Source organism: Salinimicrobium oceani, from assembly GCF_012037645.1.
In genome coordinates this window covers 1-356 of the sequence record NZ_JAAVJR010001126.1, presented here as the reverse complement: position 1 = coordinate 356, position 356 = coordinate 1, and the positions used below count along the sequence as shown (strand labels likewise).

1 pseudogene is annotated in these 356 nt (G+C 40.7%); it reads left to right on the top strand.

What is annotated here, in order from left to right:
• Positions 1 to 263 (top strand): annotated as a pseudogene (locus tag HC175_RS21095) (DUF3347 domain-containing protein); the annotation flags it as partial.
• Between the last annotated feature and the right edge of the window lie 93 nt (positions 264 to 356).

Below are 356 nucleotides of genomic sequence, written 5' to 3'. Positions count from 1 at the left end.
AATTCCTTCTGCAGCATTCCGAAGTGGGCATGGAGGCAGATAACATAAAAGCACAAAGAGAGAATTTTGTTTATATTTCTGAAGCGCTAATCAAAACCGTTGCCACATTTGGGATTAGCGAAGGAAGCATTTATGTGGACTACTGCCCTATGGCAAATTCTAACAAAGGTGCCTACTGGTTAAGCCAGGTGGCCGAAATTAGAAATCCATATTATGGAGACGCCATGCTTAACTGTGGCGAGATCGTAGAACAATTAAACTAAAGTAACAACTATTAAAATCAAGAAAATGAAAAACACAAAAATGACAACGCTGGCACTGGCAGCAGCTTTTATGCTGGCTTCGTGTGGAGAAAC